General features: G+C 74.4%; 7 protein-coding genes. 3 read left to right on the forward strand and 4 right to left on the reverse strand.

What is annotated here, in order from left to right:
- Positions 1-89: 89 nt before the first annotated feature.
- Genes ACFKCF_RS07335 through ACFKCF_RS07345 form a run of 3 tightly spaced genes read left to right on the forward strand, consistent with a single transcriptional unit; the run spans position 90 to position 3,230 of the window.
- Positions 90-971: a thiamine pyrophosphate-dependent dehydrogenase E1 component subunit alpha gene (locus tag ACFKCF_RS07335; protein ID WP_394491958.1), complete on the forward strand. Its 882-nt coding sequence runs from the start codon at positions 90-92 to the stop codon at positions 969-971.
- On the forward strand, positions 968-2,026 hold the full coding sequence (locus ACFKCF_RS07340; RefSeq protein ID WP_394491960.1) for an alpha-ketoacid dehydrogenase subunit beta: 1,059 nt from the start codon (positions 968-970) through the stop codon (positions 2,024-2,026). Before ACFKCF_RS07335 ends, ACFKCF_RS07340 begins: the two co-directional genes overlap by 4 nt.
- Positions 2,019-3,230: a 2-oxo acid dehydrogenase subunit E2 gene (locus tag ACFKCF_RS07345; RefSeq protein ID WP_394491962.1), complete on the forward strand. Its 1,212-nt coding sequence runs from the start codon at positions 2,019-2,021 to the stop codon at positions 3,228-3,230. Before ACFKCF_RS07340 ends, ACFKCF_RS07345 begins: the two co-directional genes overlap by 8 nt.
- On the opposite strand, the gene ACFKCF_RS07350 is transcribed toward ACFKCF_RS07345, so the two are convergent.
- The 4 genes from ACFKCF_RS07350 to ACFKCF_RS07365 are packed head-to-tail and all read right to left on the reverse strand — an operon-like array spanning position 3,201 to position 17,582.
- Positions 3,201-8,594, reverse strand: a complete 5,394-nt coding sequence (locus tag ACFKCF_RS07350) for an amino acid adenylation domain-containing protein (RefSeq protein WP_394491964.1) — start codon at positions 8,592-8,594, stop codon at positions 3,201-3,203. The genes ACFKCF_RS07345 and ACFKCF_RS07350 overlap by 30 nt on opposite strands.
- The gene (locus ACFKCF_RS07355; RefSeq protein WP_394491966.1) at positions 8,591-14,656 is read right to left on the reverse strand and encodes an amino acid adenylation domain-containing protein; all 6,066 of its coding nucleotides are present in this window, start codon (positions 14,654-14,656) and stop codon (positions 8,591-8,593) included. Before ACFKCF_RS07355 ends, ACFKCF_RS07350 begins: the two co-directional genes overlap by 4 nt.
- On the reverse strand, positions 14,653-16,146 hold the full coding sequence (locus ACFKCF_RS07360) for a condensation domain-containing protein (RefSeq protein ID WP_394491967.1): 1,494 nt from the start codon (positions 16,144-16,146) through the stop codon (positions 14,653-14,655). The genes ACFKCF_RS07355 and ACFKCF_RS07360 overlap by 4 nt, the downstream gene beginning before the upstream one ends.
- A 2-nt stretch (positions 16,147-16,148) precedes the next feature.
- A complete protein-coding gene (locus ACFKCF_RS07365; RefSeq protein WP_394491969.1) occupies positions 16,149-17,582 on the reverse strand; it encodes a class I adenylate-forming enzyme family protein in 1,434 nt (477 codons plus the stop codon).
- Between the last annotated feature and the right edge of the window lie 90 nt (positions 17,583-17,672).

Consider the following 17,672-nt stretch of genomic DNA (forward strand, 5'->3'; position numbering starts at 1 on the left):
CGTTCCATCGAGGCTTGAGGCGGCTCTGGACGGGAAAATATGCGGATTGTTGGCCTTTCAGGAGGTTCTCCTGGTGCTCGAGAGACTCAATGGACAAACTCTCTGACGACGACCTGGCGCTGTTACTGCTGATCCGGTTCTTCGAGCTCAAGCTGCTCGCGCTCTTCGAACGCGGCGAGCTCAACGGCACCACCCACACCTGCCTCGGCCAGGAGTACGTCCCCGTCTCCCTGCGAACGCTGCTGCGCGAGAGCGACTGGGTCTTCAGCAACCACCGGGGACACGGCCACTACCTGGCCAGGTTCGAGGACCCGGAGGGCCTGCTGGCCGAGATCATGGGGCGGAAAGGGGCGATCTGCGACGGCGTCGGCGGCAGCCAGCACCTGAAGCGCGACCGCTACCTGTCCACCGGCGTGCAGGGCCAGAGCCTGCCCGTGGCGGCCGGGGTCGCGTTACGGCTGAAGCGGCACGAGCCGGGCGCGCTCGCCTGCGCCTACATCGGCGACGGCACCTGGGGCGAGGGCGCCGTGTACGAGGCGCTCAACCTGGCCCAGCTCTGGCGGCTCCCGCTCCTGGTGGTGGTCGAGCACAACGGCATCGCCCAGTCCACGCCGACGGGGCTGCAGATGGCGGGCACGGTGGAGGGGCGGGCGCGGGCGTTCGGCGTGGCGCACCACCGGGTGGACATCGCGGAAATCCGCGAAATCCGGGCCCGGCTGGCGCCTCTCGTCGACCGGGTGCGGACGGAGTCGCGGCCGCTGGTCGTGGAGTTCGCCACCCATCGCCTCGGCCCTCACAGCAAGGGCGACGACACCCGCCCGCCGGACTTCCCGCGCGTCGACTGGTACGCCGCCTACCGGGCCGCGCATCCCGTACAGTCGGCCGGGATCGAGGCGGAGGCCCGTACGCGGATCGACCGGATCGCGGCCGAGGTCGCCGCCCGGCCGCCGTCCGTCTGGACGGCGGCGTGACGGTCGGCGGGGCGCCCGCAGGCGGCGCGCGGGCCGGTGGGGCGCGAGTAGGTGAGAACCTCAACCGCGCGCTGCACGGCCTCCTCGAGGACGACCCCTCCGTCTACGTCCTGGGCGAGGACCTCCTCGACCCCTACGGCGGCGCCTTCAAGATCACCAAGGGCCTGTCCGCCCGCTTCCCCGGCCGCGTGCTCACCACCCCGCTCAGCGAGGGCGCCATCGTCGGTGCGGCCTCGGGGCTGGCGCTGGCGGGCGGCAAGGCGGTCGTCGAGATCATGTTCGCCGACTTCGTCGCGCTCGCCTTCGACCAGATCCTCAACTTCGCCAGTAAATCCGTCTCCATGTACGGGACCCGCGTGCCCCTCCCGCTGGTGATCCGATGCCCGTCCGGCGGCCACCGCGGCTACGGCCCCACCCACAGCCAGAGCCCGCAGAAGCACTTCATCGGGATCCCCGGGCTGTCGCTGTTCGAGCTGTCGCCCTTCCACGACAACCGGGCGGTGCTCGACCGCATGCTGGCGCTGGGGGAGCCGTGCCTGCTGTTCGAGGACAAGGTGCTCTACACGCGGCGGATGTACGAGGTGGACGAGCTGTTCACGTGGGAGCTGGTGGGCGACGTGGCGGTGGTCCGCCTCGACACGGGGGGACCCGGCGGCCTGGAGATCCCCTCGGGCGATCTCGACTACGTGCTGATCACCCCCGGCGGGGTCACCCACCGCGCGCTGGCCGCCATGCGGACCCTGCTGCTCGACCACGACCTGGCCGGGGTCCTGATGGTCCCCTCGCGCCTTTACCCCTTCGACCCGTCGGAGCTGCTGCCGCTGCTCGGGCGGGCGCCGCTGGTGTGCGTGGCCGAGGACGGCAGCGCGGGCGGCACCTGGGGCGACCACGTGGCCGCCGACCTGCACACCCGCCTCTGGGGCCGCCTGCGGCGCCCGGTCCGGCTGGTCAGCTCGGCGGACAGCGTGATCCCCACGGCCGCCCACCTGGAGCGCGAGGTGCTCGTCCAGGACTCCACGATCCGCCGTGCCGTGCTGGAGGGACTGGATGGCTGAGATCAGGGTGCCGAAGCTGAACACCAACGACTCGGCGTACGTGCTGCTGGAATGGCTGGTGGCGGACGGGGCGCCGGTGCGCGGGGACGACGTGGTGGCCTCGGTGGAGACGTCCAAGACGGTGGAGGAGCTGGTCAGCGGACACGACGGGATCCTGGTCCAGCTGGTCCCGGCCGGCGCCGACTGCACCCCGGGCCAGCCCATCGCCCACGTCACCCCCCAGACCGCACAACCCCCCGCCCTGCCCGCCCCGGCCCCGCCCGCCCCGGCCCCGCCCGCGCCGGTCTCCGGTGGTCCTCCGGCTCTGCAAGCGCCCGCGACGGGCTCCGGGGACGCCCTGCCCTCTGAGGTGCCGCTGATCACGGCGCCCGCTCAGGCGCTCATGGACGAGCTGGGCATCGACCCCGCCCGCGTGCGCGCCCTGCCCGTGAAGGTGGTGCGGCGCGCCGACGTCGAGCGCCTGGCCGCAGCGGGCGCACCCCCGCCGCCTGCCGTCGCGCCCACGGTCGCGTCCACCTCCGCCGGGGCGGATGGGGAGGCCGCGGTCGGGGGGAGCGTGCGGGGGTTGAGCGGTAATCAGCGGGCCGTCGGGAGGACGGTGAGCCTTTCGCATCAGACGATCCCCGCCGCCTACACCGCCATAAAGGTGGACGTCGGCAAGGCCACCGCGGCCGCACGCGACCTCACCAAGCGCCTGCGCAAGCTCGTCGGCCTGCCCGACCTCCTCATCGCCGCCGTCGCCCGCCTCCACCAGGACTTCCCGCTGTGCTTCGCCACGCTCATGGACGAGGGCACGGCCGCCGTCCCCGACGCCCCCAACGTGGGCGTCACGATCGACCTCGGCACCGGCCTGTACGTGCCCGTCATCCGGGACGCGCACGGCAAGGGGATCGAGGAGATCGCCGGGGAGCTGGCCGGGTTCCGGAGGGCGGCCCAGCGGGGCGAGTTCAGGCAGGAGCAGTTCGACGGCGGCAACATCGTCGTCACCCTGCACCACGACCGCGACATCGTCATGGCCGTCCCCATCGTCTTCCCGGGCCAGGCGTGCGCCCTCGCGCTCACCTCACCGCAGCGGGAGGGCGAGCGCACGGTGGCGGTGATCGGGCTGGCCTACGACCACCGGCTGGTCAACGGCAGGGACGCCGTCCTGTTCCTCCAGGCGCTCAAGGAAGCCCTAGAGGCGGCGTCGTTCGAGGGACCGTAGGCCGACCAGGTCGTCGGGGGCGGCGTCGGCGGCGTCGTCCACCAGGGACGGCAGCCGGGACCGGAGCGCCACGACCGCCAGCACCGCCATCGCGACCGCGAACAGGACGTACATCAGTCCCACACCCCGCCCAGCCCCGGTCCCGATCATCTCGCCGACGGTCGAGGCGAGCGGCCCGTCCTGGGCGAGCAGCGGGTCGAACACCGCCGCCCCGTACGGCGCCACGAGCCCGAACCCCAGCGGCAGCGTCGACCAGGCGATCAGCGTGTTCAGCGCGAACACCCGCCCGTGGAAGCGCTGCGGCACCTTCACCTGCACGATCGTGGCGTAGACCCCGTTGAGCAGCGTCACCCACAACGACATCCCGAACGCCCCGAGCCCGATCGTCACCAGATCCGCCCGCAACCCCGTGACCAGGCAGAAGGCGGCCAGCGCGAGCGTGCACCAGAGCACCGCCCGCATCCGGCCGCGCCCGGGCCCGCCCCACACCGTCATGGCCAGGCCGCCGAGCAGCACCCCGAGCCCCGACAGGAAGGAGATCCGCCCCACGTCCTGCAGCCCCGCGAACGACAGCACCAGCGGCGAGATCATCAGGAAGAGCGGCGACAGGAACACGTTCAGGACCGCGAAGAACAGCAGCATCCGCCGGAACCCGAGCTGCCCCCACGAATACCGGAACCCGGCCACCAGCTCCGTCATGACCGGCTCCTTGCGCCGCCAGGCCATCGTCCTGGGGAAGCGCACCAGCAGTGTCACGGCGATCGCGAACACGTAGCTGACCACGTCCAGGACCAGGATGCCCCCGAGCCCGACGACCGCCATCAGCCCGGCGGCCGCCAGCGGCACGATGAGCTGGGTCATCCCTCCGGCCATCTGCACGATGCCGTTCGCGTGGCCGAGATGCCGCTTGGGCACGAGCTGCGGCACGGCCGAGCTGTAGGCCAGGCGCTGGAACGTGAGCGCCACCGACAGCAGCGCGAGCAGCGGGTAGACGTGCCAGGTCTGCAGGTTGCCGGTCCACAGCAGCACGCCGAGCAGGAGCTGCGTCCCGAGGGCGGCGAAGTCGCCGCCGAGCATCACGGCACGGCGGTCGCTGCGGTCCACGATGGCGCCCGCCAGCGGGGCCACCACCATGCCCGGCACCAGGCCGAGGACGGCGAGCAGGGCGAACTGGGCCAGGGAGCCCGTGGTGAGATAGATCCAGATGGGAATGGCGAACTCGGTCAGCGCCGAGCCCGTGATCGACAGCAGCTGGCCCCCGGCCACGACGAGGAACCGCCGCATGCTGGGCTGCGGCCCGGGGAGCGGGATCCGAGACAGGGGAGCGGAGGGGGCTGGCGCGGGGCCCGGGGGAGTGGCGGGGACCGAGCGTGCGGCCGGGGAGGGAGCTGGGGGCGGTTGGGTGAGGTGGGAGGTTTCGTGCAGGCGCCAGTTCGGGCCTGAGACCGGCTCGGCCGCGTCCAGGGCGAGGTGGGTGCGGGTGACGATCTCGGCCAGCTCCTGCGCCCGATATTTCAGGAAAAAGTGTCCGGCCTCATCCAGCTCCACCACTGCGGCCGTCGGACTCAGGAAGTGCCACTCGCGATACCGCTCCTCGAAATACTCGGTCGCCGGATCCCGCTCGCCCGCCACACTGATCACCGGCGCCCGCAACGGCTCCACCGCGCTCTCGAAGAGCCCGGTGAAATACTCTTCCGCGGCCTCCGTGTCCTCGCGCATGTTCCTGATGATGTGCCGCGCCTGCCCGGGATCGAGCTCGCTCATGTCGAGCCCCATCGAGGTCAGCCAGTTGGCGTAACTGCGGTCGCTGCGCAGGTACTCCCGCCGCGCCAGCCGGGACAGCGCCGCCAGCGCCCGGTTCCCCGGCCGAGCGAACGGGAAGATCGCCCCGATGTAGACCGCTTCGAGCCGCCGCCCGGCCGCCTCCAGCCGCCGCGCGATGGCGACCGTCAGCGCCGACCCGACCCCGCAGTGCCCGTACAGCGCGAGCGGCCCCCGTACCTTCTCCAGGATCTCCCGCACGCACCGGTCGGCCACCTCCTCCAGGGGCAGCCGGTCCTCCTCCAGTCCCACGTCGTGCCCCGGGATCGCCACCGCCCACAGCGCGTGCGTGGCGGGCAGCGCGTCGGCCAGCGGCTGGTAGGCCACCGCGGCGCCCCCGCCGTACGGGACGCACACGTACGTGAGCTCGGCGTGGGGGCGGCGCGGCGTCAGCTCGTGCAGCAGCCCGCGCGGCCCGTCGGCGGCGCCGTCGGCGAACGCGGCCAGCGCGCGCACGGTCGGATGCTTGAACAGGTCCACGACCGCGACCGGCGACGGGAGCTGCCTGCGCAGGCGCGCCACGACCTTGATGGCCAGCAGCGAGTGCCCGCCGACGTCGAAGAAGTCGTCGTCGATGCCGAACTCCGCCCCGTCGAGCACCTCCGCCCAGACGGCGCTCACCAGACGTTCGGTGTCCGTCTCCGGCGGGGTGCGCGTCCCGGCCGGGGCGGCGGAGGGGGCGGGCAGGCGGCGGCGGTCCACCTTGCCGTTGGGCGTGAGCGGCAGGCTCGGGAGGGCGACGAAACGGGCGGGGATCATGTACGCGGGCAGCGTCCCGGCGAGGTGGGCGCGCAGGCGCACCGGGTCCAGGCGCGGCGTGACCACGTACGCGACGAGCTGCGCCCCCGTGCCCTGCCCGTCGGTCGTGACCACGCACTCGGTCACGTCGGGGTGGCGGGCGAGGTGGGTCTCGATCTCGCCCGGTTCGATCCGGTAGCCGCGGATCTTGACCTGGGCGTCGGCCCGGCCGAGGAACTCGATCACGCCGTCGGCGGCGTACCGGCCGAGGTCGCCCGTGCGGTAGAGGCGCTCGCCGGTGCGGGGATGGGTGCGGAAGGAGGCGGCCGTCCGCTCGGGGTCGCGCCAGTAGCCGGTGGCCACGCCCGCGCCGCCGATGTACAGGTCGCCGGGGACGCCCGCGGGGGTGTCCCGCAGGCCGGGGCCGAGGATGTGGAACGTCTGGTTGGCGAGGGGGCGTCCGTACGGGATGGAGGTCCAGGACGGGTCCACCCGGCTGATCGGGTACGAGATGGACCAGATCGAGCCCTCGGTGGCGCCGCCCAGGCTGATGACCTCGGCGTCCGGGGCGAGGGCGCGGATGCGGTCGGGGAGCGTCAGCGGGATCCAGTCGCCCGACAGCAGGACCAGGCGCAGGGAGCCGAGGTCGGTGCCCTCGTGCTCGGCGTGGTCCACCAGGAGCTCCATGAGGGCGGGCACGGAGTTCCAGACGGTGACGCGTTCCTGCTCCACGAGGCGGGCCCAGGCGGCCGGGTCCTTGTCGGCGGCCGGGTCGCCCATGACGAGGGTCGCTCCGACGGCCAGCGCGCCGTAGACGTCGTACACGGACAGGTCGAAGCTCAGGGCCGACAGCGCCAGGAAGCGGTCGGCGGGGCCGACACGGAAGCGCTGGTTGAGGTCGCGGACGGTGTTCAGGGCGGCCCGGTGCTCGATCATCACCCCCTTGGGGGCGCCGGTGGAGCCGGAGGTGAAGATCACGTACGCGAGGTCGGCGGGGGAGGCGGGGCAGCCGGAGGGCGGGGCGTCCGCGTCCGGGTTCACCGCGAGCCGGGTCACCCCGGCGGGCCAGGTCAGGTCCAGCCAGGGCTGGGTGACGGCGATCGCGCATCCGCCGCGCTCGATCAGCTCGAAGCGCCGCTGGTCGGGCAGGTCGGCGTCGATCGGCAGGTACGCCGCCCCGGCCGCGTTGATCGCCAGCACCGCGACGACCTGCTCCCAGCCCCGCTCCATCACGACGGCGATCAAGTGGCCCGGCCCGGCCCCGGCCGCCCTGAGCTCGGCGGCCAGCGCCCGCACCCGGCGGCGCAGCTCGCCGTACGTGATCTCGCCCCCGGGATGCCGCACCGCCACGGACCCGCTCTCCGCGGCCGCCATGACCGGCTCGTGCAGCAGGCCCGGCGGGCCGAGGTCGGCGGTGGTGTCGTTCCAGCGCCGCCGCTCGTCAAGCTCCGGCGGCGTGAGCAGCTCCAGCTCCGACACCGGCGCCGCCGGGTCGGCCGCCACCCCCTCCAGCAGCGTGGCCAGATGCCCGGCCATGCGCTCGATCCGCCCGGCGGAGAACAGCGCGGTGTTGTAGACGAACAGGAACGACCCGCCGCCCCCGGTGTAGAGCTCCAGGTCGAACCGGGTCGCCCACACCCCCGGCTCGAACCCCTCCAGCGTCAGCGGTCCCGGCTCCGGCTCGCCGCCGTAGTTCTGCATGGCGAGGATGACCTGGAACACCGGCGACCTGGACGGCTCCCGCGCCACGTTCAGCTCCGACACCAGCCGCTCGAACGGCACCTCCTGGTGCGAGTACGCGTCCGCGGCCAGCTCACGCACCCGGCCCAGCAGCTCCGCGAACGACGGATCCCCGGCCAGGTCCACCCGCATCGCCAGCAGGTTGACGAAGCACCCGACCAGGTTGTCCAGCTCGGGCAGCGTCCGCCCGGCCACCGGCGAGCCGATCGCCACGTCGTCCTGCCCCGCGTACCGGCCGAGCAGCACCGCGAAGGCCGCCAGCAGCACCATGTACGGCGTCGCGCCGTGCTCCCTGCCCAGCCGGTCCAGCCGCTCGGCCAGCTCGGGGGCGATCGCGAAGTGGTGCGCCGCCCCGGCGTAGGTCAGCTCGGGCGGCCGCGGCGCGTCGGCCGGCAGCTCCAGGGGCTCCAGCCCGGCCAGCCGGTCACGCCAGTAGCCGACGTCGCCGTCCGCGCGTTCGCGCTGCCAGGCGGCGAAGTCCCCGTACGTGACGGGCAGCTCGGGCGCCGTCCCGCCGGTGCAGAACGTCAGGATCTCGCGCAGCAGGATGTTCGCCGACCAGCCGTCGGCCGCGATGTGGTGCACGGCCAGCGCCAGCACGTGGTCATCGGGCGCCAGCCGGACCAGCAGGGCTCTCATGACCGGGCCCGACACCAGGTCGAACGGCTCCGCCAGGAACGGCCCCACCAGCTCTCTCGCCGCTTCCGCCGACCCGGCCGCGGCGACGGTCAGCGGGATCTCGGTCTCGTCCGACACCAGCACGTCCGGCTGCCCGTCGGCGCCGGCGGGGAAGCGGGCGCGCAGCGGCTGGTGCCGTTCGCAGACCCTGCGCAGCGCCGCCGCCAGGGCGTCGGCCCGGAGCGGCCCGCGGACCCGCCGCACCAGCGGGATCGTGTAGGCGGCGTTCCCGGGGGCGTACTGCTCCATGAACCACAGCCGCTCCTGCGCGTACGACAGGGGCGGGGGCCGGTCGGCGGGCAGCGCGGGGATGGCCGGCCGCGACCCGCCGCGCCTGCGCAGCCGCTGGGTGAGCAGCGCCCGCTGCGCCTGAGTCAGCTCCGTCATGAGCCCTCCTCCGTCAGTCTCATGACCTGCTCGTCGGACAGCCCCGCCACCTCGGCCACCAGCGCCTCCTCGACGGCCTGCGCCAGCGCCGCGACGGTACGGCGGTCGAACAGCGTACGGATCGGCAGGTCCACCCCCGCCAGGGCGCGCAACCGGGCGGCCACCCTGATGGCGAGCAGCGAGTGGCCGCCGAGGGCGAAGAAGTCGTCGAACGCGCCGATCTTGTCCGCGCCCAGCACCTCCGCCCAGACGTCGGCCACCAGCTCCTCGGCGTCGGTCCTGGGCGGCGTGTCGTCGCTCCCGACGGGGGCGTCCGGCTCGGGGAGCGCGGCCCGGTCGAGCTTGCCGTTGCGGGTGAGGGGCAGCGCGTCGAGCAGCACCCAGTGCGCGGGGACGAGGTACGGCGGCAGCGCCCGCGCGACGTGCTCGGCCAGGCCCGCCACGCTGGTCTCCCCACGCGGGACCACATAGGCCACCAGATCGCCCGCACGCGCGAGCACGGCCGCCTGCCGGACGTCGGGGTGGGTGAGCAGGCGGTGCTCGATCTCGCCCGGCTCGACGCGGAACCCGCGCACCTTCACCTGGGCGTCCAGGCGGCCGAGGAACTCCAGCTGTCCGTCGCGCCGCAGCCGCACCCGGTCGCCCGTCCGGAAGTAGCGGCCCTCCGGCAGGGTCACGAACGGCGTGCCGGGGGCGTTGAGGTAGCCGCGGGCCACGCCGGGGCCGCCGACGTACAGCTCGCCCGGCGCGCCCGGCGGGGTGGGCGCGCCGTGGTGGTCCAGGACCTGGACCGGGGTCGCTCCCACCGGGCGGCCGATCGGCGGGTGCGGGTCCCCGCCCGCCAGCTCCGCGCACGTGGCGATGATCGTCGCCTCCGTGGGGCCGTACGTGTTGACCAGCCGCACCCGGTCGCCGAAGCGTTCGCGCCAGCGGTCCACGGCCTGCGCGCGCACCTGCTCGCCGCCGAGGACCACCAGGCGGAGCCGCTCCGGCCAGGGGATCTCGTCGATCAGGTCCACCAAGTGGTGGAAGTAGGCGGTGGGCAGGTCGAGCACGGTGATGTCGGGCCGCCGGGCGAGCAGGTCGGGCAGGGTGGCGCCGCCGCCGGGCAGCAGCTCGACCGTGGCGCCCGCGGCCAGCGCGGGGAAGATCTCCTCGGCGTGGGTGTCGAAGCTCAGCGAGGCGAGCTGGACGACGCGGTCGCCGGGGCGCAGATCGTACGCGGAGCGCATCCACCGGACCCGCTCGGCCAGCCCGGCGTGCTCGACGGCGACACCCTTGGGGGTGCCGGTGGAGCCCGAGGTGTAGATCACGTACGCCAGGCCGGGCCTGCGCTCCGCGGCGCCCGCCCCCGGCCCGATCCCGGCCGCGACGACGAGGGACGTTCCCGCGGCCATGGCGCGCAGGCGCTCCGGCGGGTACTCGGGGTCCAGGGGCACGTAGGCGGCGCCCACCCGCCAGATCGCCAGCATGGCCACCACGGCGTCGATCGAGCGGCCCGTCCGGAGCCCGACCAGGTCCCCTTCGCCCGCGCCCCGTTCGGCCAGCTCCCCGGCCAGCCGCGCGACCCGCCGCTCCAGCTCGGCGTACGTCACGGCCTCGGCGCCGCAGCTCACGGCCACCTCGCCGGCATGCGCCGCCACCGACTCGGCGATGAGCCCTCCGACGGTCCCCACCGCCCCCGCCGGAGGGCGGTCCAGCGACGCGAGCAGGGCCTCGTCGGACGGCGTCAGGACGGGCAGGCGCGACAGGGGCACCCGCCGGTTGCCCAGGTCGGCCACCCCCCGCAGCACCACCGCGAACCGCTCCGCCAGCTCCGCCACCGTCTCGGCGTCGAACAACCCCGCGTCGTACCCGAACGCCACCCGCAGCCGCCCCGGCGACCGCCACGCCTCCACGGTCAGGTCGAACTTGGCCTGCCGGTACCCGTCGTCGAAGAACGACATCCGCACCGGGCCGAGGCGGTCGCGTTCGCCGTCGGCGGTCTGGCTGTTCAGGGTGAACAGGGTCTGGAACATCGGCTTCCTGGCCAGGTCCCGTTCCACGTCCAGCTCGGCCAGCAGCTGCTCGAACGGCACGTCGTGATGGGCCATCGCGTCCAGGACGGTCCTGCGCGTCCTGGCCAGCAGCTCCTCCGGCGTCGGGTCACCTGACAGGTCGCCGCGCAGGACGAGAGTGGTGCTGAGGTAGCCGATGAGGGGCTCCAGCTCCACCCGGTCCCGTCCCGCCGTCGGCGACCCGACCAGCACGTCGTCCTGCCCCGTGTGCCGGGACAGCAGGATCTGGTACGCCGCCAGCAGCACCATGAAGAGCGTCACGCGATGCCGGCGCGCCGTCGACTCCAGCTGGGCGAGCAGCTCGCCCGGCACCTCCAGCAGGTGGAAGTCGCCGCGCGTCGCCCCGGCGCGGTGCGGCCGGTCCGGGTGCAGGTCCAGGGTGGGCGGGTCGGCGAGCTGCGCGCGCCAGTAGTCGAGGGCCGCGCCGCGGTCCTGTTCCCGCCGCCAGCCGGCGACGTCCCCGTGCTGCACGGCCAGCGGCGCGAGCTCGGCGGAGCCGTACAGGGCGGCCAGGTCGTCCAGGAAGACGGTGATCGACCAGCCGTCGGCCACGATGTGGTGCAGGACGACGCAGAGCACCTGATCGCCGGGGGAGAGCCGGACCAGCGTGACGCGCAGCGGCGGCGCGGCGCCCAGGTCGAGCGAGGCGTTCGTGCGGGCGGCGACGAGGGCCCGCGCCTCGGCCTCGTCGCGGGCTTCCAGCCGCTCGATCTGGACGGGTGCGGGCCGCTCCACCACGGCCACCGGCCGCCCGTCCACCTCGGGGAAGCGGGTTCGCAACGACTCGTGCCTGGCGATCAGCCCGGTCAGCGCCCGCTCCAGCGCCGCCTCGTCGAGGGGGCCCTGGAGCCTGCGCACGATGTACATGTTGTACGAGGCGTCGGAGGGATCAAGGCGGTGCAGGAACCACAGGCGTTCCTGGGCGGGGGAGAGCGGCGGCAGCGTGCCGGCCGGGCGCGGCACGAGAGGGCTGCCCGGCTCGCCCGCGAGCTCGTCCAGCGCCGCGGCGAACCCGGCGACCGTGGGATGGGTGAACAGCTCCCGCAGGGGCGCCGCCGTGCCGGCCGCCGCCAGCCGGGCGATGACCCGGGTGGCCAGCAGCGAGTGGCCGCCGAGCGCGAAGAAGTCGTCGTCCGCGCCGAGGTCGCCGGTGCCCAGCACCTCGGCGAAGATCCGCGCCACCTGCCGCTCCCTGGCGGTGGCCGGCGCGCCGCCCCGGCCCGCCGCCGGTCGCGCGGGCTCGGGCAGCGCCCGCCGGTCCACCTTCCCGTTGGGGGTCAGCGGCAGGGCCTCGAGGGGCACGACGACCGAGGGCACCATGTACGGGGGCAGCCACTCGGCCGCCCGCTCCAGCAGATCATCCGGGCACGCCGCCCCGTCAGAGTCGACGTAGGCGACCAGGTCGCCGCCACGCACCACCACGGCGGCCCGGCGCACCCCGGGATGCCGCTCCAGGGTGGCCTCGATCTCGCCCGGCTCGACCCGGTGCCCCCGCAGCTTGACCTGGCCGTCCTCGCGCCCCAGGAACTCCAGCGTGCCGTCGGCCAGCCAGCGCACCCGGTCGCCCGTGCGGTAGCACCCATCCGGGAACGCCTCTGGCGGCTCCCCCGGCGAGCGCAGGTAGCCGAGGGCCACCCCGGCGCCGCCGATGACCAGCTCCCCGGGGACACCGATGGGCGCCGGCGAGCCGGAGCGGTCGAGCACCCGTACCGTGGTGTTCGCCAGCGGCCGCCCGATGCTCACCCGGTCGGGGGAGGGCGGCACCTCCCAGGCGGTGGACCAGATCGTGGTCTCCGTCGGGCCGTACATGTTGAGCAGCCGCGCCACCCGCCGGCGCAGCCGCCTGGCCGTCGCGAGCGGCAGCGCCTCGCCCCCGGCCAGCGCCACCAGCCCCGACGGGTCCAGCCCGGCGGACAGCAGCATGCTCCACCCCGACGGCGTGGCCTGCACGTGGGTCACCCCGGACGCGCCGATCAGCCGGGCCAGCGCCACCCCGTCGCGCACGGCGTCGTCGCCGGCCAGCACCAGCCGCCCGCCCGTCACCAGCGGCAGGTACAGCTCCAGTCCGGCGATGTCGAACGACAGCGCCGTGCTGCCCAGCCACACGTCCTGCGGACGGGACCCGAGCAGCCGCTCCATCCCGGCCAGCAGGTTGACCAGCGCCGAGTGCGGCACCGCCACCCCCTTGGGCGTGCCGGTGGAGCCCGAGGTGTGCAGCACGTACGCCGGGGCACCGGCCGCCGCCTGCGATGTGGCGAAGGACGCCTCGGGCGCGGGTTCGATCCGTTCGACTGGTTCGGCGAAGGACGCCTCGGGCTCGATCCGTTCGACGTGCCCGGGCAGGGGCGCGGACGGGCCGGCCAGCGCGACCCGCACGCCCGCCCGGGCGAGCATGGCCGCGACACGCCCGGCCGGCAGCGCCGGGTCCACCGGCAGGTACGCGGCCCCCGCCATCATGACGCCCAGCAGCGTCCCCGGCAGCTCGGCCGAGCGCGGCAGGCACACCGCCACCACCGACCCGGGCCCCGCCCCACGCGCACGCAGGCCGGCCGCGACGAGCCGGGCCCGGCCGGCCACCTCGGCATAGGTGCGCGCCTCCCCGCGGCACTCCACCGCCACGGCGTCCGGCCGCAGCTCCGCCTGCCGCAGGAACAGGTCCACGACCGTGCCGGACGGGACGTCGGCCGCGGTGTCGTTCCAGGAGTCCAGCAGCCGGCGCTCCTCGGGCGGCAGCACCTCCAGCTCGGACACCCGCGCCCCGGGACGGCGGACGACGGAGCCCAGCAGGGCGAGGAACCGCGCCGCCAGCCGCTCCACCGTGGCCCGTGAGAACAGCTCGGCGCTGTGGACGAACGCGCCGCGCAGCCCGCCGCCGTCCGGCCACAGGTCCACCCGGAGGTCCACCATCGCGGGCGGCGTCCCGTGCGGGAACGGTTCGCTCCTCAGCCCGGCGAACGTGGCGGCCTCGCCGTACCCGACCGCCGCGTTGTGCAGCCCGAACATGGTCTGGAACAGCGGCGTGCGGCTGAGGTCGCGTTCGATGTCGAGCGCCGACAGCACCCGCTCGACGGGCGTCTCGCCGTGCGCCATCGCCTCCAGCACGCTACGGCGGGTCCGCCGCAGCAACTCCGTGAACGCCGGATCGCCCGACAGGTCGCCCCGCAGCACCAGCGTTGAGGCGAACAGCCCGATCATCGGCTCCAGCTCGGGCCGGTTCCGCCCGGCCGTGGGCGTGCCGACCACGATGTCGTCCTGCCCGGTGTGGCGGGCCAGCAGCGCCTGGTACGCGGCCAGCAGCACCATGAACAGCGTGCACCGCTCCGCCCGGGCGAGCCGCGCCAGCGCGGCCACCAGCTCGGGGTCGAGGTCGAACCAGGTCTCCCCGCCCGCGCTGCCCCGCCGGGCCGGGCGCGGCCGGTCGACCGGCAGGTCCAGCGGCGCGGCCCCGCCGAGCCTGGCCGTCCAGTGGTCCACGTCCGCGTCGGCCTCGCGCTGCGCGTCGGCGTACTCGGCGTAGGTCGTGGCCAGCTCCGGCAGCTCGGCCGGGGTGCCGTCCAGGCGGGCCGCGTAGCACCTGGCCAGGTCGTCCATGAGCACGTTCAGCGACCAGCCGTCGCCGATGATGTGGTGCAGCACGACGCACAGCACGTGGTCGCCGGGGGAGAGCCGGACCAGCGTGACGCGCAAAGGCGGGGCGGAGCCCAGCTCGAAGGGGGTGTTCGCGCGCTCTTCGAGCAGCCGCTCGGCCTGCTCGGGCGTGTCGAGGTCGACGCGCTCGACCGGTACGGGGCCCGGCGGCTCCACGATCGCGACCGGCTGGCCGTCGTGGTCGGGGAAGCGGGTGCGCAGCGACTCGTGCCGCGCCACCACGTCGCCGAACGCGCCGGTCAGCGCGTCGGGGTCGAGCGGACCGGAGATCCGCCGCACGACGGCCACCCGGTAGGCGGGGTCGGCCGGGTCGAGCCGGTGCAGGAACCAGAGCCGTTCCTGGCCGAGGGAGATCATGGGCGCAGCTCGCTGACCGCCGCGGCCACCCCGGCGACCGTCGGATCGTCGAGGAACACGTCGAACGGCACCTCGACGCCGAGCCGTTTCCTGATCCGGGCGCTGATCTGGGTGATGGTCAGCGAGTGGCCGCCGAGGTCGTACAGGTCCTCGTCGGGGGCGAGCTCCTCGATCCGCAGGACCTCCATCCAGATCTGGCGTACCTGCTCGACCAGCTCGCCGTCCACCGTCCCAGCGGCGGAGCCCGGCACGGGGGCCTCGACCGGCGCGGGCGCCGGCACGGGCGCGGCGCCTGGTATGGAGGCGGGCAGGGGCAGGTCGGCGAGCCGGAGGCCGGGGTCGGCGGCCAGCACGGCCCTCAGGTGCTCGCCGGCCCGCTCGACGTGCTCGCGCCCGATGAGGTCGGGGCTGTGGTGCAGGGTGAGCCGGAGCCCGTCGTCGCCGTCCACGGCCTGCAGGTGCAGGACGTTCCTGACCATGTGGTTGGACATCTTCCACTCGGCCACCACGTCCAGCCCGGCGAAGGCCACGTCGGCCGCGCGCCGCCGGAAGCTGATCGACACCGGCGCCAGCGCGGGGCGCGGCCGGATGCCGCCGGCCGCCCGGGCCGCGGGGATGTCGCGGAAGCGGTTCAGCTCGCGCAGCCGCGCCCGCAGGTCGTGGGCCAGCTCCGCGAGCGTGGTGTCCGGCGTGGGCGCGGAGTAGAGGGGTAACTCGGTGGCGAACAGGCCGATGTGCTCCCTGGTCTCGGGCCGCCGGGTCGACATGGCGACCGCGACCGCCGGCTCGGCGTTGCCGTACCGGAAGAGCAGGGCGTGCACGGCCGAGAGGAACAGCTCGAACCGCGTGACCCCGGCCCTCTCCCACCCGGACATCTCGCCCGTCAGGTCGAGCAGGACCGTCTCGCCGCGGCCGGCCGTCCGCGCGGTCCCGGCCACCCCGTCGATGACCACCGTCGACCGGTCGCGCCAGTGCTCGTGCCAGTACGCCGCGGCCTCGGGCGGGATCGCGGCGTCGGCCCCGTACGGCATGGGCAGCGGCGGCAGGGGCCCGCCCGAGTACGCCGCGGCCAGATCGCGCACCAGCAGGTCCTTCGACATGCCGTCGAACACCAGGTGGTGCCCCACGAACAGCAGCAGATGCCGCGACGGCCCCACCTCGGCCAGCGTGAAGCGCGCCAGCGGGCCCCGCCCCAGGTCGAACGGCCGCGCGATCTCCTCGCGCAGCAGGTCGTCCGCGTCCGCCGCCCGGACGAACGCGATCGGCGGCCGGTCGGCGGCGGGCACCAGGTGCAGCTCCCCGTCGCGGTCCTCGAACGCGCACCCCAGCACCGGGTGGCGGGCGAGCACCGACTCGCACGCCTTCAGCATCGCCCCCCGGTCCAGCGGGCCGTCGAACCACATGGCGAACGGCATGTGGTAGGCCGTGCCGCCGCCGTGCATCATCTCGGTGATCCACATGCCGTGCTGGGCCTGCGATGCCAGGACCATCGTCACTCCTCTGCCATACGGCGCAGTTCCCGCTTGATGACCTTGCCCGCGGCGTTCCTGGGCAGGGCGTCCAGGGTGAGCAGCACCGTGGGCAGCTCGTGCCCGGCCAGCCGGGCACTCAGGAAGGCCCGTACGTCGCTGAGCGTCAGCGGCGCGCCGGCCACCACCGCGGCGGCCACCGCCATGCCCATCACCGGATGCGGCACCCCGAACACCGATGCGTCCGCCACGGCCGGGTGCTCGTGCAGCGCCGACTCGACCTGGATCGTCGAGACCTTGAACGCGCCCGACTTGATCACGTCGCTCTCCCGGTCGACGAGGTACAGGTAGCCCTCGTCGTCGAGGCGGCCGAGGTCGCCCATGCGCACCCAGCCGTCCTGGAACGCGCTGTCCTGGTCGGTGTCGTAGTAGGCGCGAGGATGGGCGGCAGCCCTCAGCCACACCTCGCCCGTCTCGCCGGGCGCCACGGGGGTGCCGTTCGCGTTCGCGATCTTGAGCCGGGAGCCGCCGGCCGCGCGGCCGAGCGAGCCGGGCCGGTCCGGGTCGTAGATCATGATGGTCTGCGCCGGGGCGGCCTCGGTGGAGGTGTAGTAGTTCGCGACGGTCGCGTTCGGGAACGCGGCGGTCAGGCCGGCGGCGACCGGCGGGGGCAGCGCGGCGGCGGCCGAGCCGAGCAGCAGCACGCTGGACAGGTCGTGGCGGTCCTGCACGCGGGCGTTGAGCAGCTCGGCGGCCATCGCGGGGACGACGAAGACGGTGCCGGCCGCGTACTCCTCGATCAGGGCGGCGAAGCGGGCCGGGGTGAAGAGCGGGAGCGTCACCACCGCCGGGGCGGCGGTCAGGGCGTGGAGCAGCATCACCTGGCCGGCGTTCGTGCCGATGGGGAAGGCGTGCACCAGGTGCCGGGAATGGGCGAACGGGCGGCGCTTGGGGTGGACGGGCGGGGAGGTCAGGTTCGCGTGGGTGGCGGCCACGCCCTTGGGGCGGCCCGTCGTGCCGGAGGTGTAGAGGATCTGGGCGAGCGAGAGCGGATCCGGGCCCGCCGTCACCTCGCCGGCTGCCGGTCCCGACAGGAGCTCTGTCAACGGGACGGCCCGCTCTGTGGGGAGCGCCGTGTCCCCGCCGCCGTGGACGACCGCCGTCGCCCCGCAGTCCTCGATCATGTACGCCAGCTCCGGCGCGGCCAGCCGGTCCGAGAGCGGGACCGCCACGCCGCCCGCCTTCAGCACGGCCATCCAGCTCACCGCGTAGTCGAGCCACTCGCGGGCGCCGAAGACCAGCGCGACCCGATCGCCCTTGAGCGGCCCCGGGAGCGCGCGGGCGGCGGCGGTGGAGCGCTCGTCCCACTCCGCCAGGGTCAGGCTGCCCTGGCCGGCGACGATCAGCGCGGTGTGGTCGGGATCGGTGGCGGCTCGGGACTTCAGGAGATCGGGCACTGGAAGGGCCGACGGAACCACCCCCAGAATTTTTTTCGTCGTGCCGCTTGACGCTAGAAAAAATGCACACATGCGTCAAGCCCTTACCTA

This window comes from Nonomuraea sp. JJY05 (assembly GCF_043496855.1).
GTDB lineage: Bacteria > Actinomycetota > Actinomycetes > Streptosporangiales > Streptosporangiaceae > Nonomuraea.